General features: G+C 66.0%; 22 protein-coding genes, 1 pseudogene and 1 other annotated feature. Of the genes and pseudogenes, 7 read left to right on the top strand and 16 right to left on the bottom strand.

The window, feature by feature from the left end; translation table 11 throughout:
- Window position 1: 1 nt before the first annotated feature.
- Entirely contained in the window at window positions 2-757 is a 756-nt protein-coding gene (locus K0O64_RS29885; RefSeq protein WP_225933683.1) for a hypothetical protein, read from the top strand.
- 7 nt (window positions 758-764) lie between these two features.
- On the opposite strand, the gene K0O64_RS11170 is transcribed toward K0O64_RS29885, so the two are convergent.
- Complete coding sequence (locus K0O64_RS11170) at window positions 765-1,166, bottom strand: flavodoxin family protein (protein ID WP_071949946.1); 402 nt, start codon at window positions 1,164-1,166, stop codon at window positions 765-767.
- A 179-nt stretch (window positions 1,167-1,345) separates the two neighbouring features.
- Between K0O64_RS11170 and K0O64_RS11165 the strand changes: the two genes are divergently transcribed.
- Complete coding sequence (locus K0O64_RS11165) at window positions 1,346-1,630, top strand: hypothetical protein (RefSeq protein WP_225933682.1); 285 nt, start codon at window positions 1,346-1,348, stop codon at window positions 1,628-1,630.
- A 45-nt stretch (window positions 1,631-1,675) separates the two neighbouring features.
- Here the strand turns inward: K0O64_RS11165 and K0O64_RS11160 are convergent, their stop codons facing one another.
- Together K0O64_RS11160 and dapB are read right to left on the bottom strand one after the other, a co-directional pair.
- Complete coding sequence (locus tag K0O64_RS11160; protein WP_071949947.1) at window positions 1,676-2,092, bottom strand: tetratricopeptide repeat protein; 417 nt, start codon at window positions 2,090-2,092, stop codon at window positions 1,676-1,678.
- A 35-nt stretch (window positions 2,093-2,127) separates the two neighbouring features.
- Window positions 2,128-2,862, bottom strand: coding sequence for a 4-hydroxy-tetrahydrodipicolinate reductase (gene dapB, locus K0O64_RS11155; RefSeq protein ID WP_071945852.1), 735 nt, complete (start codon window positions 2,860-2,862; stop codon window positions 2,128-2,130).
- Window positions 2,863-2,962: 100 nt separating this feature from the next.
- Between dapB and K0O64_RS11150 the strand changes: the two genes are divergently transcribed.
- On the top strand, window positions 2,963-3,916 hold the full coding sequence (locus tag K0O64_RS11150) for a PE-PPE domain-containing protein (protein ID WP_071945854.1): 954 nt from the start codon (window positions 2,963-2,965) through the stop codon (window positions 3,914-3,916).
- A 148-nt stretch (window positions 3,917-4,064) separates the two neighbouring features.
- Here the strand turns inward: K0O64_RS11150 and K0O64_RS11145 are convergent.
- The 3 genes and pseudogenes from K0O64_RS11145 to aldR form a co-directional block, all read right to left on the bottom strand.
- Window positions 4,065-5,326 (bottom strand): IS3 family transposase gene (locus tag K0O64_RS11145; protein ID WP_156909772.1). Its coding sequence is split into 2 segments (ribosomal slippage): window positions 4,065-5,023 and window positions 5,023-5,326, totalling 1,263 coding nucleotides; the frame shifts between segments, so codons are not numbered across the junction.
- Window positions 4,896-5,027 (bottom strand) — a sequence feature (AL1L pseudoknot). Its footprint overlaps the gene before it by 132 nt.
- Before the next feature lie 54 nt (window positions 5,327-5,380).
- Window positions 5,381-6,514 (bottom strand): annotated as a pseudogene (locus tag K0O64_RS11140) (IS30 family transposase); the annotation flags it as partial.
- A 101-nt stretch (window positions 6,515-6,615) separates the two neighbouring features.
- On the bottom strand, window positions 6,616-7,128 hold the full coding sequence (gene aldR, locus K0O64_RS11135; RefSeq protein ID WP_071945858.1) for an HTH-type transcriptional regulator AldR: 513 nt from the start codon (window positions 7,126-7,128) through the stop codon (window positions 6,616-6,618).
- Between the two features lie 93 nt (window positions 7,129-7,221).
- Between aldR and ald the strand changes: the two genes are divergently transcribed.
- A complete protein-coding gene (gene ald, locus K0O64_RS11130) occupies window positions 7,222-8,337 on the top strand; it encodes an alanine dehydrogenase (protein WP_071945860.1) in 1,116 nt (371 codons plus the stop codon).
- A gap of 75 nt (window positions 8,338-8,412) precedes the next feature.
- Here ald and K0O64_RS11125 read toward each other — a convergent pair whose 3' ends face one another.
- The 6 genes from K0O64_RS11125 to rpsO form a co-directional block, all read right to left on the bottom strand.
- On the bottom strand, window positions 8,413-9,216 hold the full coding sequence (locus K0O64_RS11125) for a VOC family protein (RefSeq protein ID WP_071945862.1): 804 nt from the start codon (window positions 9,214-9,216) through the stop codon (window positions 8,413-8,415).
- Window positions 9,217-9,271: 55 nt separating this feature from the next.
- A complete protein-coding gene (gene bla, locus K0O64_RS11120; protein ID WP_071945864.1) occupies window positions 9,272-10,186 on the bottom strand; it encodes a class A beta-lactamase in 915 nt (304 codons plus the stop codon).
- Window positions 10,183-11,208 (bottom strand): nitronate monooxygenase, encoded by a 1,026-nt coding sequence (locus K0O64_RS11115; protein ID WP_071945866.1) that lies wholly within the window; start codon window positions 11,206-11,208, stop codon window positions 10,183-10,185. Before K0O64_RS11115 ends, bla begins: the two co-directional genes overlap by 4 nt.
- 2 nt (window positions 11,209-11,210) lie before the next feature.
- The gene (locus K0O64_RS11110) at window positions 11,211-12,557 is read right to left on the bottom strand and encodes a M16 family metallopeptidase (RefSeq protein WP_071949948.1); all 1,347 of its coding nucleotides are present in this window, start codon (window positions 12,555-12,557) and stop codon (window positions 11,211-11,213) included.
- Window positions 12,535-14,781: a polyribonucleotide nucleotidyltransferase gene (locus tag K0O64_RS11105; protein ID WP_071945868.1), complete on the bottom strand. Its 2,247-nt coding sequence runs from the start codon at window positions 14,779-14,781 to the stop codon at window positions 12,535-12,537. The genes K0O64_RS11110 and K0O64_RS11105 overlap by 23 nt, the downstream gene beginning before the upstream one ends.
- Before the next feature lie 261 nt (window positions 14,782-15,042).
- Complete coding sequence (rpsO, locus tag K0O64_RS11100; RefSeq protein ID WP_005148712.1) at window positions 15,043-15,312, bottom strand: 30S ribosomal protein S15; 270 nt, start codon at window positions 15,310-15,312, stop codon at window positions 15,043-15,045.
- Between the two features lie 176 nt (window positions 15,313-15,488).
- Between rpsO and K0O64_RS11095 the strand changes: the two genes are divergently transcribed.
- Together K0O64_RS11095 and K0O64_RS11090 are read left to right on the top strand one after the other, a co-directional pair.
- Window positions 15,489-15,827 carry an ArsR/SmtB family transcription factor gene (locus tag K0O64_RS11095; protein WP_071945870.1) on the top strand — a complete coding sequence of 113 codons (339 nt, stop codon included), beginning with the start codon at window positions 15,489-15,491 and terminating at the stop codon, window positions 15,825-15,827.
- Window positions 15,827-16,312 carry an SRPBCC family protein gene (locus K0O64_RS11090; RefSeq protein WP_071945871.1) on the top strand — a complete coding sequence of 162 codons (486 nt, stop codon included), beginning with the start codon at window positions 15,827-15,829 and terminating at the stop codon, window positions 16,310-16,312. The genes K0O64_RS11095 and K0O64_RS11090 overlap by 1 nt, the downstream gene beginning before the upstream one ends.
- A gap of 3 nt (window positions 16,313-16,315) precedes the next feature.
- On the opposite strand, the gene K0O64_RS11085 is transcribed toward K0O64_RS11090, so the two are convergent.
- Window positions 16,316-17,293, bottom strand: a complete 978-nt coding sequence (locus K0O64_RS11085; protein WP_071945873.1) for a bifunctional riboflavin kinase/FAD synthetase — start codon at window positions 17,291-17,293, stop codon at window positions 16,316-16,318.
- A gap of 80 nt (window positions 17,294-17,373) precedes the next feature.
- On the opposite strand from K0O64_RS11085, the gene mntR reads away from it, so the two are divergent.
- Window positions 17,374-18,078 carry a manganese-binding transcriptional regulator MntR gene (gene mntR / locus K0O64_RS11080; RefSeq protein ID WP_083542657.1) on the top strand — a complete coding sequence of 235 codons (705 nt, stop codon included), beginning with the start codon at window positions 17,374-17,376 and terminating at the stop codon, window positions 18,076-18,078.
- On the opposite strand, the gene truB is transcribed toward mntR, so the two are convergent.
- The 3 genes from truB to pptH are packed head-to-tail and all read right to left on the bottom strand — an operon-like array spanning window position 18,075 to window position 20,565.
- Entirely contained in the window at window positions 18,075-18,968 is an 894-nt protein-coding gene (gene truB / locus K0O64_RS11075) for a tRNA pseudouridine(55) synthase TruB (RefSeq protein ID WP_071945877.1), read from the bottom strand. The two genes, mntR and truB, sit on opposite strands and share 4 nt — an antisense overlap.
- Window positions 18,965-19,633: a 4'-phosphopantetheinyl transferase PptT gene (pptT, locus tag K0O64_RS11070; protein ID WP_071945879.1), complete on the bottom strand. Its 669-nt coding sequence runs from the start codon at window positions 19,631-19,633 to the stop codon at window positions 18,965-18,967. Before pptT ends, truB begins: the two co-directional genes overlap by 4 nt.
- Entirely contained in the window at window positions 19,630-20,565 is a 936-nt protein-coding gene (gene pptH / locus K0O64_RS11065) for an ACP phosphodiesterase PptH (protein WP_071945881.1), read from the bottom strand. The genes pptT and pptH overlap by 4 nt, the downstream gene beginning before the upstream one ends.
- Window positions 20,566-20,628: the final 63 nt, after the last annotated feature.

Genomic DNA, 20,628 nt, shown 5'->3' with positions numbered 1-20,628 from the left:
AATGTTCACACCTTCACCTGATTATTTGCAGCAGCTGTTCGCCTATCTTCAGGCAGGACAACAGCTTCTGCAGCAGTGGACCGCTCTGGCGGGTAGCCCGCCGCCCCCTGCTAACCCGTTCATGCCGCCCGCCGCACCGGCGGCTGGACAGCCCATGCCCGCCACACCGTTCCCGGCGCTGCCCGCGCCTACCGCGCCGGACTACGCCCAACAATTGTTCAGTTACCTGCAGGCGTGGCGTCAGTACCTCGAGCAGGCCGCGAGCCCGTCACCGGCGACATCGCCGACATCGCCCACTGCGCCGGCACTCGGTGGCCTACTGCAAACGGCTTCTACCCCCCATCACGCTGGCGGGTCAGACACACCGACACCGCCCCCGGACAACACCGGTACCAAGAGCAATATGATCAAGGACACCAGCTCGGGGTCGAAGCTGCCGGATCCGAACATAGCGGTCCCACCCGCCCTGAAATCTCAAACGCAAGTACCTGATTCGGAGAAGGAGGGCGTGCAGGTACTGATTCCGCCGTTCCTAAATACCGGCAACCAGGTCGACCGCCTCGGTGAACGGGTCCGCGGGCAGGACTCGGCCGCCTCGGCGGTACAGGCAGCGGCGCCTGGACAGGCATCAGACCGAACTAGCCCGCGAGCTGCTACAGCGTTCCAAAGTGCGATAGATCGCGTTAATCCCGCTCTGGTGCAACCGATGATTGCCAAAACGCTGTTCTCGCCGGGGTTCGAAACATCCTCGGGCTAAGCCCAATTCATTCCATCAGCCCAGCCGCCACCGTCGCGCCAAGATTCCAGCACGCCTCCAGGTCATCCTTGGTCGGCTTGCCGGACACGATGACCGTCTCCGCCGCCCGCGCCCAGCCCAGCCCCGCGGTAATACCGTCGATGGCCCGTTCGGCTCCCTCGGTGCCCTCATTGCCGTGCAGGTAGACCCCGAACGGCCTGCCGCGGGTGGAGTCCAGAATTTGGTAGTACGACTGGTCGAACGCGTGCTTGAGTGCACCACTGATGTAGCCGAGATTGGCTGGGGTGCCCAGCAGATAACCATCGGCGTCGAGCATGTCGGCGGCCGAGCACGTCAGCGCGGGCCTACGCACCACCTCGACACCGTCGATCTCGGGGTCGGTGGCACCGGAGAGGACCGCCTCGAACATTTCCTGGCAATGCGGCGACGGCGTGTGGTGCACGATCAGCAGACGCTTCACTGTCGGCCTCCAAGTTCAATTGAATTCAAAACGACCCGTTTGTTGGCATTGCCGCCGGATATAGGACGCCCCGCACACAGCCGCGTCGCAGCCCGGCGCGGCCCAATCTCAACGAAGGAGATCTTCCCATGCGTAAGAGCATTGCTGTCGCGGCTACAGCTGGAGCTTTGCTGTTCGGCGGTGCTGGCGTTGCGCACGCCACCGTCGCACCGGCACCGGCACCGGCGTCGACCACGGCAACGTTGGCCCAGGACAACGACAACAACCAGGGCAGCGACAAGTCGGGCCTGTGGGGCCTCCTGGCCTGCTCGGTTTGGGGGGACTCGCAGGACTCAAGCGTCGCAACGACGTTCACCACGCCGCGGGTACCACCGGTACGACAGGTACCGGGACCGTCCGCCCATAAGTCGTGATCACGGGGCGAGCCCCCGCCGGCGAGCGAGCCGGCGGGGGTAAGCTCACGACTCCGCTTGCAGGGCAACAGCTTTGCGCATTGTCTCGCGAGCACGACCGCGATCACCGGCGTAGTCGTAGGCCCGGGCCAACCGGTACCACCGCAGCCAATTGTCCGGGTCGGCCTCCAATTCGGCGCGCACACTGTCGAATAGCGCGTCGGCAGCGTCGCGCTGGATGCGTCCCGAGGGCGTCCGTGGCAGCTGGCTGACGTCGAGCTCCATCCCTGCTTCCACGGCCAGCCGCGCCAACCGTTGATGGGCGAACCCCGCCCGCAACGTCGCCACCATTGCCCATGCACCGATCACCGGCAGGATCAGCACCCCGATGCCTAGCGCGATCGCCACGGGCGTGCCACTGGCGATCAGCATGACCCCGCTGCGGCCCAGCAGCAGGAAGTAGACCACCAAGGCCGCACACATGAGACCGATCAGCAGCTGAATGCGCACGGCAGGGTTCACAGGTCGAGCAGCGGTTCGATTCCGATGGTGAGGCCGGGCCACGCGGCGACCTGGCGGACGGCGAGCAGGACGCCCGGCACGAACGAGGTCCGGTCGAGGCTGTCGTGGCGGATGGTCAGCGTCTCCCCCAAGGTGCCGAACAACACCTCTTGGTGCGCAACCAGTCCGGTCAACCGGATGGAGTGCACGGGCACGCCATCAACGTCGGCGCCGCGGGCGCCTTCCAGGCCGGTACTCGTGGCATCGGGGTTGGGCGGCAAGTCTTTTCGCGCCTCGGCGATCAACCGCGCGGTCCGGGTTGCGGTACCCGAAGGGGCGTCAGCCTTCTGCGGGTGGTGCAGTTCGATCACTTCGACGGACTCGAAGTAGGGCGCGGCCTTCTGCGCGAAGTGCATCGACAGCACGGCACCGATCGCGAAGTTGGGAGCGATCAGCACGGCGGATTCGGGCTTGTCGGCCAGCCATGAGCGAACGGTGTCCAGGCGCTCGTCGGTGAAGCCGGTAGTGCCGACGACGGCGTGGATTCCGTTGTCGATGAGGAACTTCAGGTTGTCCATAACGACACTTGGGTGGGTGAAGTCGATGACCACTTCGGTATCGCTGTCGGTCAGCAACGACAGCGCGTCCCCGGCGTCGACTTCAGCGCTGAGCGTCAGATCGTCGGCCGCCCGGACGGCCTCGCACATAGTGGTTCCGACTTTGCCTCTGGCTCCCAGGACCGCAACTCGCATACCTGCAGCCTATCGAGGCCCGGGTCACCCTCATCTCAATGCATCAATCGCTGCCCGTCGCATGTTGCTAGGACATACCATCGGTCTGGGGAGGTCGGGGATGTTCAAGAACTCTGGGTTGGCCGTAGCAATCAGCGCCGCGTTGATCGCGGCAGCGCCGGTGAGCAATGCCGCAACGGTGCTCACGATCGAGGGCGGTTTCGTCGGGATGCAGCACTTTGTGCACTTCGTGCCCACACAGTTGCACGGCGACCTGTGCAAGAGCCCGAATCACTGTCAACCCGTCGATTACTTCGCGTTTCCCACCGACGCCTTCACCGCTCAGGGAGCGACGAACGTGCAGCAGGCCATCACGCGTCTGCCTGCTGACGAGCAAATTATCCTCTTCGGGCACAGCCAAGGCGGACAGGTCGTGTACTCCGACCTGCGACGGTTTGCCGCGGACCCGGCCAGCGCGCCAGACCCCTCGCGACTGACCTGGGTCTCGATCGGCAACCCGGAGAATCCGTACGGCGGGCGGCGACCCAAGACCGAACATCCGACCACGCCGTGGCTGCCGCCAGACACCGCGTATCAGGGCACCGAAGTCATCCGGCAGTACGACGGGTGGGCCGACTGGCCGGACGACACACGCAACCTGCTTGCGGTCGCCAATGCGTTCGCCGGAATGTTCTCCATTCACACCAACTACCGCAACGTCGATCTGAACGATCCGAACAACGTCCGGTTCACCCCCGACGTGGCCGGGCAGCCCGGCAATGTCACCTATGTCTGGGTGCCGACGAAGACCCTGCCACTGGTCGCCTGGGCCGGACCGCTGGCCCCCGCGCTGGACAAAAAGCTGCGACCGATCATCGAGGCGGCTTACCACCGACCGGTCGACATTCCCGATCCGGACGTGCCCTCGTCAGCCGCGGACCAGCCGTCTCGATCCGCTGCTGCGCCGGCCAAGGCAGCATCGACGAAACGCGCCAAAGCCGGTTCCGGCAGCGCCAAGTCGACAAGCCAGCCCACATCGAAAGGCTCGACAGCGTCGTCGGCTCGCCGACGGTAACGCCACGGTGATGGTCGGAGCTCAAAGTCAAGTAGCCAGTGCAACGTTCATGCGGCTTGGCTGATGAGAGTGGCCAGGCGTTGGGCTGGGGTGTCGAGGTCGAGGGTGGGTCGGGGTTGAATCGCCCTGGCTTTCCCGGAGGCTCGGGCTATTGGATTCCGATCAGTGGTTGGTCGGTCCGGTGTGCATCGTAGAACGCGGCTTCGAACTCGGCAGGCGGGATGTCACTGAGGTAGCTGTGCAGGCGGCTGGTGTTGTGCCAGTACACCCAACTCAGGGTGGCCAGCTCTACGTCCTCGACGGTTTTCCACGGCCCGCTGCGAGCCGGTCCGTAGATCAACTCGGCCTTGTAGTACCCGTTCACCGCCTCCGCGAGGGCATTGTCGAAGCTATCCCCGACGGTTCCGATGGAAGGGACAGCCCCGATCTCGGCGAGCCGTTCACCGTAGCGAAGAGACGTGAACTGCGACCCCGCATCCGAGTGACATACCAAGTCGCGCAACGTAGTTCCGCGTGACCATCGTGCCATCTCCACAGCGTCGAGCACCATCGAGGTCCGCATATGCGACGCCGCCCGCCAGCCCACGATCATCCGTGAGTACGCATCGACGATGAAGCACACATAGGCCACCCCGGCCCAGGTAGGCACGAATGTCAGGTCCGTCACCCAAAGCTGATTGGGGGCGCTCGCGGTGAACTTGCGTTTCACCAAGTCCGGGTGCCGCGCCGCGGCTGGGTCGGGCTTGGTGGTGCGAACCCGTTTGCCGCGCCGGACTCCTTCAATTCCGGCGGCCCGCATCAGCCGAGCCACCTGGTCACGGCCGACGTCGTGGCCGTGCCGGAGGGCGGTTTTCCAGAGCTTGCGGGCCCCATAGACGCAGTAATTGTCTTCCCAGAGCTGCTGCAACGCCGGCCCCAGGACGGCGTCACGCTGGGCCCGCGCTGACGGCGCCCGAGTCTTGGCGTCGTAGTAGGTGCTCGGGGCCACCTGCAGGCCTGCGCTGCGCAGGACGGTGCAGATGGGCTCGACCCCGAACGCCTCCCGGTTGGCGTCGATGAAATCGACTATTTCTTGTGTTGGCGGTCGAGCTCCGCCCCGAAGAAACTCGCCGCACGCTTCAGAATTTCGTTGGCCCGCTTGAGTTCTCGAATCTCTTGCTCGAGTTCTTTCACCTTCGCAGATTCCGTTGTCGTCACACCCGGTGCGTGGCCGTCATCGATGTCGGCCTGGCGCACCCAGGAGCGCACCGATTCCATCCCGTACCCGAGCTGGCGGGCCACCCGCGCCACCGTGCCCTGCTCGGTCCCCAGCTCTTCGCGCAGCGTGCGGACCATACGCACCGCCGCGGCCTTCTCCTCTGAGCTGTAACGGCGCGTCGTGGGCTTCCCGGGCGACTGTTCCTTCGGCATACCTGCATCCTCGTTTCCAAGGTCAGGAGCCTCCAACATTTCCAGGGCGATTCAGGGTCGGCTGTTGAGTTTGTCTTGGATTCGTTTGAGGTCAGCTTTGGTGTGGCCGCTGAGATCGGTGCCCTTTTCAAACCAGAACCGCAGCAGTCGATTGGTGTTCTCGTTGCTGCCGCGTTGCCAGGGTGAATGCGGGTCGCAGAAATAGACCGGGGCCTGTAGCTGCAGGCTGATGTCCTGCCAGCCGGCCATTTCGCTACCCCGGTCCCAGGTGAGGCTGCGGCGTAGGTGAGCGGGCAGGTCGTTCATCGCCTCGATCATCGCGGTGGCCACCGAATCAGCGGTGTGATCGGCCGGTAGGTGCAGCAGGATGGTGAACCGGGTGCTGCGCTCCACCAACGTCCCGATCGCGCTGGTGCCGCGGCTGCCCAGGATGAGATCGCCTTCCCAGTGCCCAGGCACCGCACGGTCCTCGACGACGGCAGGACGCTGGCTGATGGTGATCACGTCGCTGAACTTCCCGCGGCGTTCGCTGTGGTCACGGGGCTTGCGGGCGGTGCGTTTGGTCGACAGGCACTTATTGAGGTCAGCACGCAGCTGACCGCGGCCCTGGACGTAGAGGCACTGATAGATCGTTTCGTGGCTCACCCGTGCCAGCCTGTCATCGCCGTGATCACGCGCCAACACCTCGGCGATCAGTTTCGGGCTCCACCCGTCATCCATCCAACCCTCGATGGCTCTACACAACGCACGGTCTTCGAGCTTGAAAGCTTTAGGCCGCTTGGCTTTCTGTGCGGCACGGGCGTGAGCCATCAGGGCGTGATAGTCGCCGTCATCGTTGCGGTTTCGGCGGATCTCGCGATAGATCGTCGTGCGGTCACGACCGAGCTTCTCCGCGATCTTGGCCGCACTCAGGCCAGCATCGCGGCCGCGCATGATCTCGACCCGTTCCTCCACACTGAGTCGGTGGCCACGCCCGCCAGGCAGCATCTTGTTGCCCGGTTCGAGCAGACCACGCTGACCGCGTCCGCCGATCTGGATCGTCATGGCCCCAGCCTCACGCCACCACATCGACGCTGCCGTCGTCGACACGCCCATCTGCCGTGCCGTCGGGATCAGCGGCTCGCCTTGGCACACCCGATCAAACAACTCCCGCCGGGTCGACCTCGGATGCGGATAACCACTCGGCACGATGACCTCCACGAATCAACCAATGATGCGTTGACCGTATGAACCTGCCGAGCGATCTCCCGCCCCGGCGTTACGTTCGACAGCCGCCCGCCGCCGCTGACTTACAGCGGCGCGGCGCCGCGCAGATGCTCGAAGATGAGCGACGTCTGGGTGCCGGACACGTCGGCATCGGCATTGAGGTTCTCGACGACGAATGACCGCAGATCATCGGTGTCGCGGGCGGCCACGTGGATGATGAAATCGTCGGCGCCGGCCAGGAAGTACACGTCCATCACCTGCGGCTTGCGCCGGATCTGCTGAATGAAGTTGAGGATCTTGCCGCGGGCATTTGCCTGCAGGCACACCGAGATCATCGCCTGCAAGTACAGGCCGATCGCAGCCGGATCGATATCGGTGTAGAAGCCGCGGATCACCCCGATGTCCTGTAGTCGCCGCACCCGCCCGTGACAGGTCGACGGAGCGATGCCGACCGCGTCGGCCAGCGCGCTGTTCGAAATCCGGGCATCGGCGTGCAGCGCCGCGAGGATTCGCCGGTCGACGTCGTCGAGGTCCGCCCGAACATCCTTCGGAACCGAGGGCGGGCGGACATCAGATTTCGTTGATCGTTCGACCATAGCGCGATCTTACCGAATATTTGTCGTCATGATTGCCATCACATCGAATGTTCTTCACACTTGGTGTAAGCAAACCCCAATCAAGGAGCGATCATGCGCGTCGGCATCCCGACCGAGATCAAGAACAACGAATACCGCGTCGCCATCACCCCCGCTGGGGTTTCCGAGCTGGTTCGCCGCGGCCACGACGTCATCGTCCAGGCCGGCGCCGGCGAAGGATCCGCGATTCACGACGCCGACTTCAAGGCCGCCGGTGCGCAGATCATCAACAGCGCCGACCAGGTGTGGGCCGAGGCCGATCTGCTGCTCAAGGTCAAGGAGCCGATCGAGGCCGAGTACTCGCGCATGCGCAAGGACCAGACGCTGTTCACCTATCTGCACCTGGCCGCGTCGCGGCCGTGCACCGACGCCCTGCTCGCCTCGGGCACCACGTCGATCGCCTACGAGACCGTGCAGACCGCCGACGGCGCCCTGCCCCTGCTGGCCCCGATGAGCGAGGTCGCCGGCCGCCTGGCTGCACAGGTCGGTTCCTACCACCTGATGCGCACCCAGGGCGGTCGTGGCGTCCTCATGGGTGGCGTCCCCGGCGTCGCCCCGGCCAAGGTCGTCGTGATCGGCGGCGGCATGGCCGGCGACAACGCCGCTGCCGTCGCGTGGGGTATGGGCGCGCACGTCACCGTGTTCGACCTCAATATCAACATCCTGCGCAAGATCGACGCCGAGTACGGGGGCGCCATCGAGACCCGCTACTCGTCGCGGCTCGACCTCGAGGACGCCGTCAAGCAGGCCGACCTGGTCATCGGCGCCGTGTTGGTGCCGGGCGCCAAAGCACCCAAACTGGTCACCAATGCGACTGTGGCACAGATGAAGCCGGGCGCAGTCTTGGTCGACATCGCCATCGACCAGGGCGGCTGCTTCGAGGACTCGAAGCCCACCACGCACGACGACCCGACGTTCCGTGTGCACGACGCGGTGTTCTACTGCGTGGCCAACATGCCCGGCGCGGTCCCGCGCACGTCGACCTACGCGTTGACCAACGCGACCATGCCGTACGTGATCAAGCTCGCCGACAAGGGTTGGCAGGACGCTTGCCAGTCCGACCCGGCGTTGGCCAAGGGCTTGTCGACCCACCACGGGCAGCTGCTCAACCATGAGGTCGCCCACGACCTCGATCTGCCCTACACCGATCCGGCCGGCCTGCTGGCCTGAAAGCCTTTGTGAGCCACTAGCTCACCCGCACAGCGAACCGGGACTGCTCACTGCAGCGTCCCGGTTCGTTGGTGTTCAGGGCCGGGACATACCCTCCGGCGGATGGCCCAGGCAGATCAGCGCACCCAGCGGATCGCGCAGTACCGCGAGGGTGCCCCACGGTGTGTCCTCGCCGGGCATGAGGATCTGCGCGCCCAGCGCCTCGGCCTGTTTCACGGTCGCGGCGACATCGTCGACGGTGATGTAAACCTGCCAGAAGGACGGGACCTCGGCCGGAAAGAGCTTGGCGGCGTCCATGATTCCCGAATACGCGCTCTCCCCGACGAAGACCTGACCGTAGCGCTCGGGCCCGACGGCATCTGGGGCGCCGCCGGTGCCGATCTCCTCGATGCGTGCGCCGAGGACCGTCCGGTAGAACGCCAATGATGCGTCGTAGTCCTTACTCTGGCATTCGAACCAGTACGGGGTGCCGTGCTCTCCCCATTCGGTGAAGCCCGAATGCGTGCCGGGCTGCCAGAACCCGATGACGGCGCCGGCGGGGTCGGTGACGACCATCATCGAACCCAGGTCGCCGACCGCCATCGGCGGCACCATGACCGTCGCACCCGCCGCTTCAGCCGCCGCGACGGTGGCGTGGGCGTCCGCGGTGTTCAAGTACACCGACCAGATGTTCGCCGGACCCTCGCCCATCGGCGGGACCATCCCGGCCACCCGCTTACCGTTGCGGGTGAAATTCTGGTAACCACCGAACTCGGGGTTGGCTGGTCCCTCGAGGTTCCAGCCGAAGATCTGCTCATAGAACTCCGCAGCACGCGCGGGATCACTGCTCATCAGGTCGAACCAGATTGGCGCCCCGACCGGGGCAGCGTAGTCACTCACGATGAATCCTTTCGGCTGGTTTTCTCCTAGGACTGACACCCACCGCGAGGAAAACTCATCGCGGACGCATCACCTCGGGCAGCGCCAACGCGGCGACCTCCGCGATGAGCGGACGCAGCGGTTCGGCGTGCGCGTCGTCGGATTGGGTGCGGGTCATGATCGCCAACAAGATTCGTTCGCCGTTGGGGCCGAAGGCGATCCCGACGTCGTTGGTACTGGCGTAGTCACCGGAACCGGTCTTGTCGGCGGTCGTCCAGTCGGGCGGTAAGCCGCCCCGCATGCTGGAGGTGGTGTTGGCACGCATCCAGTCGTCGAGCTGCGTGCGGTGCGTCGTGTCGAGAACATCACCGGTGAGCACCCTCGCGATACCGCCGCCGAGCGCTCGGGGCGTGCTGGTATCGCGCGGATCGCCAGGAAGGGCCGAATTCAGTTCGGTCTCCCAACGATCGAGCCGACTCCGGTCATCACCGATACTCCGAGCGAACGCGGTGATCGCCGGTGGTCCGCCGATGACCCGCAGCAACAGGTTCGCCGCGGTGTTGTCGCTGACTTGCAGGGCGGCCGCGCACAGATCCGACAATGTCATTGGCTTACCGGCATTCGGCTCGGTACGTGGGGAGTTCGGCTTCAGCTCGGCGGGCTCAACCACCACGGTGTCGGTCAACCGCAGCTCCCCCGCTTGAGCCTTCTGCAGCACTCGAGCCGAAAGGTAAGCCTTGAACGTCGAGCACATCGCGAACAGGTCCCCGTCGCGATGCGCCAGTTCGACTTTCGACTCCAGGTTCTGCGCATATAAGCCGACGAGGGCGTTGTGCCGCTTTTCCAACGCAGCGATGCGCTGGTCGACAGGTGGCAGTGGTTCGGCCGGGTCGCTGAGTGTCGGATGAGCTGGCGCGGTCTTGGTACCGCACGCCGCGACGACGGTCAGCGCCGCACCGGCGACCAGAAAGCGTCGGCGGGCCAGGCTCATTCCGCGTCCCGGGCCAATGCCGCCACGATGTCGGCCGCGCTTCCTCCACTGATGTACCGCCACGATGTGCCCGCCCACAGATTGGTGCCGTGCGGGTCGCCGGCGGCCACCGCGGCGCGGCGCAGTGGGCCGGTCATCTGGTTGACTTCCGGATAGCCCAGCGGCGCCACATCGTCATAGCGGGCGGTGAAGTTGTTGGCCAGTCCGCGCGCATACCGCCCCGAGAATGCCCGTGTCACCACGGTTTCGGTGAAGCTGACGTCGGTCAGCGCCGCGCGGTGGGCGGCGTTGGTGCCGGCCTCGTCGGCCAAGAGGAACGCGGTGCCTGCCTGGGCGGCGGCTGCTCCTGCGTCCAGCACGCGGCGGACATCCGCGGCGCTGGAGAGGCCACCGGCCGCGATCACCGGCAGATCGTAGGCCGCGCGGATCGCCACCAGCAGTGAATCAAGAGGGGCGTCACCGGGGAGCGCGACGGGGTCGAACGTCCCACGATGGCCACCCGCCTCCGGGCCTTGCACCACGAGGGCGTCGGCGCCGGCGGCCACCGCCACGCCCGCCTCGTCGAGGCTGGTGACGGTCACCGCCACCACGACGCCCCGGTCACGCAGACGGGCAATGGTTTCCGGACTCGGGCAGCCGAAGGTGAACGAGGCGACCTCCGGCGCGGTGTCGGCGACCACGTCGAGCTTGGCCTGCCAGCCGTCGTCGTCGGCGTGCGGTTCGGGAATCTCGGCCCCGTAGTGTTCGGCCAGCGGAGCCAGCTGCTCGCGGTAGCGGGCCAACGCGTCGGGCGTCGCCGCAGACGGCCCGGGCACAAAAAGATTCACGCCGATCGGTGCTGACGTCAGCGCGCGGGCCGCGGCGATGATGTCGGCGAATTTGTCGGCCGTCAGATAGCCGGCCGCAACGAATCCCAAGCCGCCGGCGTTGGACACCGCGGCCGCCAGGGCGGCCGTGCTTGGACCGCCTGCCATTGGTGCACCGAGAATGGGTACCGCCAAATCCTGCAGGCTGAAAGGCACGGCTAGCTCCTGATGGTCCGAAGTGGCTGTGGCAGAGAACGTTTGGACTTGTGCGGCCCCAGGACGGCGGCACCGAAAGGCTTGGTCAGCACCTGTCGGGCGATCGCATTGACCTCATCGAGGGTGACCGCGTCGATGTGCTCGAGTGTGCTGGAGACGCTGCGGTACTCGCCGTAGTTCAACTCACTGCGGCCCAGCCGATGCATCCTCGACGCGGAGTCCTCAAGGCCGAGCACCAGGCCGCCGCGGATCGAACCCTTGGCAATCCGGCACTCCGCTTCGGTGATGCCGTCGCGCGCCACACCCTCGAGAACCTCGGTGGTCAACCGGACCACCTCGTCGAAGCGTTCGGGAAGGCACGCCGCATACACCGACAATGCCCCGGCATCAGAGAAGGTGTCAACAGAGGAGTACACCGAGTAGGCCAGGCCGCGGTTTTCTCGAATCTGTTGGAACAGCCGTGAACTCAGGCCGCCGCCCAACGCGGTGTTGAGCACCGACAGCGCCCAGCGGTGCGGCCAGTTCCGGCCGGGCACCCGCACGCCCAGCGACAGATGGGTCTGCTCGCCGTCACGGGTGATCAGCTGCAGATTGGGCGCACCGGTCAGCCGTCCGGTGCCCTTGCGCGGCGGCTGGGGTTTGCGGCCTTTGACCAGGTGCCGCCCGAAGTGCTTGCGCACCAGGCGGACAACCTCGTCATGATCGACATTGCCGGCCACCGCCACGACCATTCGCTCCGGGGTGTACCGGCGCACGTGGAAGGAGTGCAACTGCGAGCGGGTCATCCCGGAGACGGAATCGACGCTGCCGATCACCGGCCGTCCGACGGGATGGTCGCCGAACATGGCGGTCAGAAACACATCGCCGAGAGCGTCTTCGGGATCGTCGTCGCGCATCGCGATCTCTTCGAGCACGACATCGCGTTCCAGTTCGACGTCGTGGGATGCGCACACACCGTTGAGCACTACGTCAGACACCAGATCGACAGCCAGCTCGAGATCGTCGTCCAGCACGTGCGCGTAGTAGCAGGTGTGTTCCTTGGCGGTGAATGCGTTCAGCTCACCGCCGACAGCGTCGACGGACTGCGCGATGTCGACGGCCGTGCGAGTCGGGGTCGACTTGAAGAGCAGGTGCTCGAGGAAGTGCGCAGCACCGGCGACTGTAGGACCTTCGTCGCGGGAACCGACGTTGACCCACACACCCACCGACGCCGAACGCACCGATGGCACGAATTCGGTGACGACTCGCAGCCCGCCGGGAAGCACCGTGCGCCGCACCGCAACCGGCGCCTCATCGAGACGCCGGCCGCGGCGAAGTGCAGGACTCTTAGCTGCTGGCGGTCGCGGCATCGGCATCAACGGGCGCCGGTGCGTCATCGGGCGCGCCAGCGCCTTCCTCATCGACCAGGATCAGCGAGATCTTGCCGCGGTTGTCGATGTCGGCGATCTCGACACGGAGCTTGTCGCCGACCTTGACGACATCCTCGACCTTGGCGATCCGCTTGCCCTTGCCCAGCTTCGAGATGTGGACCAAGCCGTCACGGCCGGGCAGCAGGGAGACGAACGCACCGAAGTCGGTGGTCTTGACCACGGTTCCGAGGAACCGCTCGCCGACCTTGGGCAGCTGCGGGTTGGCGATCGCGTTGATGCGGTCGATGGCCGCCTGAGCCGACGGACCGTCGGTCGCACCCACGAACACCGTGCCGTCGTCCTCGATCGAGATCGAAGCGCCGGTCTCCTCGGTGATCGCATTGATCATCTTGCCCTTGGGGCCGATGATCTCGCCGATCTTGTCGACCGGCACCTTGATCGCGGTGACGCGAGGTGCGTACGGGCTCATCTCGTCGGGCGCGTCGATGGCCTCGGCCATCACCTCGAGGATCGTCAGACGCGCGTCCTTGGCCTGCGACAGCGCACCGGCCAGCACCTGCGACGGGATGCCGTCGAGCTTGGTGTCCAGCTGCAGAGCGGTGACGAAGTCCTTGGTGCCCGCGCACTTGAAGTCCATGTCGCCGAAGGCATCCTCGGCACCGAGGATGTCGGTCAGCGTGACGAACCGACGCTCACCATCAATATCGTCGGACACCAGGCCCATCGCGATACCGGCGACCGGGGCCTTCAGCGGCACACCGGCGTTCAGCAGCGACAGGGTCGAGGCGCACACCGAACCCATTGAGGTGGAACCGTTGGAGCCCAACGCTTCCGAGACCTGACGGATCGCGTACGGGAATTCCTCGACGCTGGGCAGCACCGGCACCAGAGCGCGCTCGGCGAGCGCGCCGTGGCCGATTTCGCGGCGCTTCGGGGAGCCGACGCGGCCGGTCTCACCGGTCGAATACGGCGGGAAGTTGTAGTGGTGCATGTAGCGCTTGGAGGTCTCCGGCCCCAGCGAGTCAATCTGCTGGGCCATCTTGACCATGTCGAGAGTGGTGACACCCATGATCTGGGTCTCGCCGCGCTCGAACAGCGCGCTGCCGTGCGCCCGCGGAATGATGGCGACCTCGGCCGACAGGGCGCGGATGTCGGTGACACCGCGACCGTCGATGCGGAAGTGATCGGTCAGGATGCGTTGCCGCACAAGCTTCTTGGTCAGCGAGCGGTACGCCGCGCCGATCTCCTTCTCGCGGCCGGCGAAGGTCTCGCCGAGCTCGCCGAGCACCTCGTTCTTGATCTCGTCGGTGCGGTCGTCACGCTCCTGCTTACCGGCGATGGTCAGCGCCTGCGACAGCGGCTCCTTGGCCACGTGGGCGACCGCGGTGTAGACGTCGTCCTGGTAGTCCGGGAACAGCGGGTAGTCGGCGACCGGCTTGGCAGCCTTGTCCGCCAACGCCTTCTGCGCATCGCACAGCACGGCGATGAACGGCTTGGCGGCTTCGAGGCCCTCGGCCACCACGGCCTCGGTCGGCGCACCGGCGCCACCGGCAATGAGCTCGATGACGTTCTCGGTGGCCTCGGCCTCGACCATCATGATGGCGACGTCGTCACCGGCCTTGCGGCCCGCGACGACCATGTCGAAGACGGCGGTCTCGAGCTGCTCGACGGTGGGGAACGCAACCCACTGGCCGTCGATCAGGGCCACGCGCACGCCACCGACCGGACCGGAGAACGGCAGACCGGAGATCTGGGTGGACGCCGAGGCGGCGTTGATCGCCAGCACGTCGTACAGATCCTTGGGATCCAGGCTCAGGACCGTGACCACGACCTGGATCTCGTTGCGCAGACCCGAGATGAAGGTCGGGCGCAGCGGACGGTCGATCAGACGGCAGGTCAGGATCGCGTCAGTGGAGGGACGGCCTTCGCGACGGAAGAACGACCCGGGGATGCGCCCGGCGGCGTACATCCGCTCTTCGACGTCGATCGTCAACGGGAAGAAGTCGAAGTGTTCCTTCGGGGCCTTGCTGGCGGTGGTCGCGCTCAGCAGCATGGTCTCGTCGTCGAGGTAGGCGACGACGGCGCCGGCAGCCTGCTGAGCAAGCCGGCCGGTCTCGAAACGCACGGTGCGGGTGCCGAAGCTCCCGTTGTCAATGACGGCGGTCGATTCGAACACGCCTTCGTCGATTTCAGCTACAGACATAGAAGTCCGCTGCGCCTTTCTGATTTCACTGTTCAGCTGTTTCGCGTCATCACAGGAATCCAGTCGGCTACGGCCGTCGATCGAAGCGGCCGGGCGCTTCCCAGGAATTGGGGCCCGGCAGCCACTACCGAAGACCGCCCGATCAGGGAAGCTTCGCTATGACACGCAGGAACGGGACACGCGGATATGCATGCACCGCACCCGTTGCACGAGCCGGACAGCGGCTCGCAACGCCCCTATGTTACACGGCGGGTCTTCGCCTCAGCGGCGAAGACCAAGGCGCTCGATCAGCGAGCGGTAGCGCGCGACATCGAGGTCGGCGACGTACTTGAGCAGCCGGCGACGGCGGCCGACCAGCAGCAGCAGACCGCGCCGCGAGTGGTGGTCGTGCTTGTGCTGCTTGAGGTGCTCGGTGAGGTCGGCGATGCGCTTGGTCAGCAGCGCCACCTGGGCTTCCGGCGAACCGGTGTCGGTCTCGTGCAGACCGTACTGGCCCAGGATTTCCTTCTTCTGCTCGGCGGTAAGCGCCACGAATACATCTCCATCAATCGGTGCCGCGCGGGAAACAAGTCGAGAAATACGTGGGCCGCCGCGGACTGCAGCACCGCCGTATCGAACGCCGACTCTAGCAGCGTGAGCACTGCGAACCGAAATCCTGGCCGGCGAGACCTTGACAACATACAACCAATCGGTTGTATGTTGTGGGAGTGACCGTAGATCTGGAAGACCGGGCGGACGCCCTCTTCCATGCGCTTGCCGACCGAACCCGCCGCGACATCATGCGCCGGGCACTGGCGGGCGAGCATTCGGTCTCTGCACTCGCGGGCAAGTACGACATGAGCTTTGCCGCAGTGCAAAAACACGTCGCCGTGCTGGAGAAAGCCGGCCTGCTCACCAAGCGGCGCCACGGCCGCGAGCAGCTGGCCAGCGGCGACGTGGCGGCTGTGCGTTCGGTGGCGGCCATGCTCACCGAACTCGAAGAGGTCTGGCGCGGCCGCATCGCGCGCATCGACGAACTCATCGCATCTGAGAAGGAGAACGACTAATGCCCGTCACCGGCGTCACCCACGATCTGGAGAACCTGACGCTGACCATCACCGCCGATTTCGCGGCACCGGTGCAACGGGTGTGGCAGATCTACGCCGACCCGCGGCAGCTGGAGAAGGTGTGGGGACCGCCGTCGCACCCGGCGACCTTCGTCGACCACAGCCTTACCCCGGGCAGCCGCGTCACCTACTTCATGACCGGGCCGGACGGCGAGAAGTACACGGGCTACTGGGACATCACGAGCGTCGACGAACCGACCAGCTTCGCGTTCCGCGACGGCTTCGCCGACTCCGACTTGAACCCGAATCCTGACATGCCGGTCTCGGAGAACACCTACACCTTCACCGAGCACAACGGCGGCACGCGCGCGGTCTACGTGGCCAAGTTCGCGTCCGCCGAAGGCCTTCAGCAGGTGCTGGACATGGGTGTGGTCGAGGGCTCCACGTCGGCGATCAACCAGATCGACGAACTGCTCGCGTCCTGAGCGTCAGTCCTGTGCCGACAGGATCGCGCGGGCCTTCTCGGTGTCCTTGCCCATCGCCTCGACGAGGTCACTGACCGAGTCGAACTTGAGCTGACCGCGCAGCCGGGCGACGAAGTCGACCGCCACGTGCTGGCCGTACAGGTCGGCGGCGGTGTCCAAGACGAAGGCCTCCACGGTGCGGGTGCGCCCGGAGAACGTCGGGTTGGTGCCCACTGAGACGGCGGCCTGATACCGCTCCCCCGGGACCACCGACCCGGTCACCGGGCCGTGACCCAGCACGGTGAACCACGCCGCGTAGACGCCGTCGGCGGGGATCGCGGAGTACATCGGCGGTGCGACGTTGGCGGTCGGGAAGCCCAGGACGCGGCCCCGCCCGTCGCCGCGGACCACCACGCCCTCGACCCGGTGCGGGCGGCCCAACGCCTCGGCGGCCGTCACCACGTCGCCTGCGTCGACGCATGACCGGATGTAGGTCGACGAGAACGTGACGGTCTCGCTCTGGTGGTGTTCGGCGACCAGCGACATGCTCTCGACGGCGAAGCCGAACCGCTCGCCGGCCTTGCGCAGGGTGCCGACGTTGCCTGCCGCCTTCTTGCCGAAGGTGAAGTTTTCCCCGACGATCACCTCGACGACGTGCAGACGCTCCACCAGCAGTTCGTGGATGTAGCGGTCCGGGGTCAGCTTCATGAAGTCGGTGGTGAACGGCACCACCAGGAAGACGTCGATCCCCAGTTCCTCGGCGAGCTCGGCGCGCCGCGTCAACGTCGTCAGCTGAGCCGGGTGGCTGCCCGGGAACACCACCTCCATGGGGTGCGGGTCGAACGTCATCAACACCGTCGGCACCCCTCGCGAGCGACCGACCTTGACCGCACGCGCGATCAGCTCGGCATGCCCGCGATGGACACCGTCGAAGACGCCGATGGTCACCACACATCGGCCCCAGTCCGAGGGGATCTCGTCCTGTCCGCGCCAACGATCCACGTCGGCAAGCCTACGGCGCGCCGCCCCGGCCGGACACGCTAGATCCCCAGATCAGGTGATGATTGCCTAAACTTTTGGATGTGAGTCCTGACGAGAGCCCCAACCCCGGGGTACACGACCTGACGACGGTCGCCCAGGACTACCTCAAGACGATCTGGTCGGCCCAGGAGTGGTCGCACGAAAAGGTCAGCACCAAGCTGCTGGCCGAACGCATCGGAGTGTCGGCCAGCACCGCCTCGGAGTCGATCCGCCGACTGGCCGACCAGGGCCTGGTGGACCACGAGAAGTACGGCGCGGTGACGCTGACCGAGCGGGGCCGGCTCGCAGCGCTGGCGGTGGTCCGCCGGCACCGACTGCTGGAAACCTTCCTCATGCAGGAACTCGGCTACAGCTGGGACGAGGTGCATGACGAGGCCGAGATCCTCGAACACGCGATCAGCGACATGATGCTCGACCGGATCGACGCCAAACTCGGTCACCCGACCCGCGACCCGCACGGTGACCCCATTCCCAACGCCGACGGCCGGGTGCCGACTCCCCCGGCGCGGCAGCTATCGGCATGCGTCGACGGCGAACTCGGCACAGTGGCGCGAATCTCCGATGCGGATCCGGAAATGCTGCGCTACTTCGACACCGTCGGCATCAGCTTGGACTCGCGCCTGCGCGTGCTGGCCCGGCGCGACTTCGCCGGCATGATCTCGGTGTCGGTCGAATCCTCCGACGGCGCAGCAAACACCGTGGACTTGGGAAGTCCTGCTGCCCAAGCCATTTGGGTCGTCGGCTAGCCGGTCAGCGTCGCCGGGCGGACCACCACGACCGACTTGGTACGCGAACCGCGATCCTCCAACAGCGCAATCACCCGACCCTCGGGATCGGTTGCGGCATAGACACCCTCGATGCCTGCCGCGACCAGGGGACGGCCGTGGCTGGCGTCGTCGGCTTCAGCCTCGGTGATGTCGCGGCGCGGGAACGCCAACAGGCACGCCTCGTCAAGGGAGTAGCTCAGCAGCGGATGCTCGGCCAGTTCGTCGAGCGATCGGGCATGATCGAGCCCGTAGCCGCCGACACGGGTGCGGCGTAGCGCGGTCAGGTGTCCCCCGACGCCGAGGCTCTCGCCCAAATCTCGTGCCAGAGCCCGGATATAGGTGCCTGAGGAACAATCGACTTCGACGTCGAGGTCGACGAACGCGCCGTCCCGCCGCGTACCCAGCCCCTCGAACCGCTCGATGTGAACCCGCCGCTCGGCGAGCTCCACCTCCCGGCCTTCGCGCACCAGCTGGTAGGCGCGCTTTCCGCCGATCTTCACCGCGCTGACCGCAGACGGCCGCTGCGCAATCTCACCGCGCAGGCTCGCGATGCCGGCCTCGATCTGGTCGTCCGTGACGTCGACAACGGAAAAGGACTGCAGCACTTCCCCTTCAGCGTCATCAGTGGTGGTGGACTGACCCAACCGGATGGTCGCGGCGTAGGACTTCGAGGTGGCGGTCAGCAGCCCCAGGATTTTCGTAGCCCGCTCGATGCCGATGACCAGCACGCCGGTGGCCATCGGGTCCAACGTTCCGGCATGGCCGACCTTGCGGGTGCCGAAGATCCGGCGGCAGCGGCCCACCACGTCGTGGCTCGTCATTCCGCCGGGCTTGTCCACCACGACAATGCCGGGCGCTGGACTGCTCACAAGACGATCGCCGTCAGGACCAGCCCACCACCCACCGACCACCGACCGGCCAATTCGTTCAGCGGCGGGCCCACGCGTGCAGCGGGGTCGATCAGAATGCGGGACACGAAGGTTCCGGTGACGCCGGAGGCATCGACGTCGAAGGTGATGTGGGCGTCTTCGAACCCCAGCCACCGCTCGGTCAGCGGGAACCACGCCTTGTAGGTCGCTTCCTTGGCGCAGAACAGGATTCGATCCCAATTCAGTCCACCGGACAGCGCGCCGATCTCATGACGCTCAACGGGCAGGCTGATCGCGTTCAGCACCCCATCGGGCAGCACACCATGCGGCTCGGCGTCGATCCCGACCGAGCGCACCGCAGAGCTGCGCCCGACCACCGCCCCGCGGTAGCCCTGGGTGTGGGTCAGACTTCCGACCACGCCGTCGGGCCAGCACGGTTGACCTTTGTCGCCTTTGAGAATCGGCACCGGCGGAAAACCCAGCTGCCCCAACGCGACCCGCGCGCAATGACGAACGGTGACGAACTCATTGCGCCGCTTGGCCACCGACTTGGCGACCAGCGGCTCTTCCTCGGGCAGCGGTGCCAGGTCCGGCGGATCGTCGTAGGCCTCGGCGTACACCAGCTCGGCGAGATCGGGCAGCACCGCCCGCATCAATTCGCTCATGCGCGGCGGCTACGGAGACGCTCGCGCAACTTCGCCGATTGCTCCGCCATCTCCTGGGTGATGACGAAGTGTCCACCGAAGTCGTTGAGGTAACCCGGCGCGTACTGCGGGTCGGGCAAGATCTGCCGCAACCACCGATAGGGCTTGCGGCGCCGCCACTCTCGGGGATAGCCGACGGACACTTCCTCGAAGCGCACCTCGTCGTACCAGGTGGTTCGCGGGATGTGCAGGTGACCGTAGACCGAGCAGACCGCGTTGTACCGGGTGTGCCAGTCCGCCGTCTCGACCGTCCCGCACCACAGCGAAAACTCCGGGAAGAACAACACATCGCAGGGTTCACGGCGCAGCGGGAAGTGGTTCACCAGCACCGTCGGAGTCATCCAGTCGAGTTCCTCGAGCCGGTTCCTGGTGTAGCGCAACCGGTCCCGGCACCACGCATCACGGGTGGCGTAGGGCTCACTGGACAACAGGAACTCGTCGGTCGCCACCACGTTGCGGTCCCGGGCGATCGCGAGGCCCTCAGCCTTGGTCGTCGCGCCCGGGGGCAGAAACGTGTAGTCGTAGAGCAAGAACATCGGCACGATCGTCGCCGGGCCACCCTGCTCGGTCCAGACCGGGAAGGGATGCTCCGGGGTGACGATGCCCATCTCGTCGCACATGTTGACCAGATAGTCGTAACGGGCCCGACCGAACACCTGGACCGGATCCTTGCCGGTGGTCCACAGCTCGTGATTGCCCGGCACCCAGATCACCTTCGCGAAACGCCGGCGCAGCAGATCCAGCGACCAACGGATGTCGTCGGTGCGCTCGGCGACGTCACCGGCGACGATCAGCCAGTCGTCCGGCGTCGAGGGGTACAGCGATTCGGTGACCGGCTTATTGCCGGTGTGACCCGTGTGCAGGTCACTGATCGCCCAGAGCGTGGGTGCCACAACACGCCAGCCTACTTGCGCACGTCCGGTTAGACTGCCAGCGGTCGGGGCTGACCACAGAGG

The sequence above is a fragment of the Mycolicibacterium pallens genome, assembly GCF_019456675.1.
In the GTDB taxonomy this organism is placed as follows: domain Bacteria; phylum Actinomycetota; class Actinomycetes; order Mycobacteriales; family Mycobacteriaceae; genus Mycobacterium; species Mycobacterium crocinum.
The sequence above is the reverse complement of the archived record's forward strand: the minus strand, read 5'-3'. Positions and strand labels throughout refer to the sequence as shown.

Coding starts and splice junctions, on each gene's coding strand:
- K0O64_RS29885 (WP_225933683.1), top strand. CDS start 2: ATGTTCACACCTTCACCTGATTATTTGCAGCAGCTGTTCGCCTATCTT.
- K0O64_RS11170 (WP_071949946.1), bottom strand. CDS start 1,166: ATGTTCGAGGCGGTCCTCTCCGGTGCCACCGACCCCGAGATCGACGGT.
- K0O64_RS11165 (WP_225933682.1), top strand. CDS start 1,346: ATGCGTAAGAGCATTGCTGTCGCGGCTACAGCTGGAGCTTTGCTGTTC.
- K0O64_RS11160 (WP_071949947.1), bottom strand. CDS start 2,092: ATGTGTGCGGCCTTGGTGGTCTACTTCCTGCTGCTGGGCCGCAGCGGG.
- dapB (WP_071945852.1), bottom strand. CDS start 2,862: ATGCGAGTTGCGGTCCTGGGAGCCAGAGGCAAAGTCGGAACCACTATG.
- K0O64_RS11150 (WP_071945854.1), top strand. CDS start 2,963: ATGTTCAAGAACTCTGGGTTGGCCGTAGCAATCAGCGCCGCGTTGATC.
- aldR (WP_071945858.1), bottom strand. CDS start 7,128: ATGGTCGAACGATCAACGAAATCTGATGTCCGCCCGCCCTCGGTTCCG.
- ald (WP_071945860.1), top strand. CDS start 7,222: ATGCGCGTCGGCATCCCGACCGAGATCAAGAACAACGAATACCGCGTC.
- bla (WP_071945864.1), bottom strand. CDS start 10,186: ATGAGCCTGGCCCGCCGACGCTTTCTGGTCGCCGGTGCGGCGCTGACC.
- K0O64_RS11110 (WP_071949948.1), bottom strand. CDS start 12,557: ATGCCGCGACCGCCAGCAGCTAAGAGTCCTGCACTTCGCCGCGGCCGG.
- K0O64_RS11105 (WP_071945868.1), bottom strand. CDS start 14,781: ATGTCTGTAGCTGAAATCGACGAAGGCGTGTTCGAATCGACCGCCGTC.
- K0O64_RS11090 (WP_071945871.1), top strand. CDS start 15,827: ATGCCCGTCACCGGCGTCACCCACGATCTGGAGAACCTGACGCTGACC.
- pptT (WP_071945879.1), bottom strand. CDS start 19,633: ATGAGCGAATTGATGCGGGCGGTGCTGCCCGATCTCGCCGAGCTGGTG.